We start from the raw sequence: 870 nt of genomic DNA, 5'->3' as shown, positions 1-870 counted from the left end.
CCGCAGGTGCCCCCTGCGGCTCCTCCGGGTTCTCCGCGTCCAGCAGCTGCACCGCGTGCCGGCCGAGCTGCGCCACCAGGGCCCCCGGCAGCCACGGTTCGCGCAGACGGCCGTCGGCCAGCGTGTCCTCGGCGCCGGTGCGCTCCAGGATCCAGTCGAGGGTGGGGCGCGCCGCCGGGTCCTTCTTCAGGCAGGTGCGGACCAGGTCGGCGATGCCCTCGGGCAGCGTCTGGAGGTCGGGTTCCTCCTCGGCGATGCGGTACATCAACGCGTGCACCCCGCTGTCGGAGGTGCCGAAGGGCAGGGCGCCGGTCGCCGCGTAGGCGAGCACGGAGCCGAGGCAGAAGACGTCGCAGGCGGGCGTGACCCGGTCGCCGCGCACCTGTTCGGGCGCCATGAAGCCGGGCGAGCCGACCAGCGCGCCGGTCCGGGTGAGCCCGCCGTCCGTGACGGTCTCCAGGGCCCGCGCGATGCCGAAGTCGATGACGCGCGGGCCGTCGATCGTGACCAGCACGTTGGAGGGCTTGAGGTCACGGTGGATGAGCCCGGCCGCGTGGATGTCCTTCAGGGCGCCCGCCAGTCCGGCCGCGAGGATCCGCACCGAACGCTCGGGCAGCGCGCCGTGGTCGTGTCCGACGACCTGTTGCAGGCTGGGCCCGGCGACGTATCCGGTGGCGACCCACGGCACGGCTGCCTCGGTGTCCGCGTCCAGCACGGGTGCCGTCCAGTGGCCGCCGACCCGCCGGGCGGCCTGCACCTCCTGCCGGAAGCGCGCCCGGAACTCCTCCTGCTGCGCCAGCTCCCGCCGGACCAGCTTCACGGCGACCGTCCGCCCCCGGTCCGAGCGGGCCAGGTAGACCTGCCCCATGC

At 74.8% G+C, this 870-nt stretch carries 1 protein-coding gene; it reads right to left on the bottom strand.

The features are described from left to right. A partial coding sequence (locus BZY54_RS48965) for a serine/threonine-protein kinase (protein ID WP_244217741.1) occupies window positions 1-868 on the bottom strand: 868 nt, incomplete at its 3' end. Between the last annotated feature and the right edge of the window lie 2 nt (window positions 869-870).

The organism is Streptomyces carpinensis (assembly GCF_002154505.1).
GTDB lineage: Bacteria > Actinomycetota > Actinomycetes > Streptomycetales > Streptomycetaceae > Streptomyces > Streptomyces carpinensis.
Note: the sequence above shows the minus strand (reverse complement) of the source record. Positions and strands in the feature narration are given on the sequence as shown.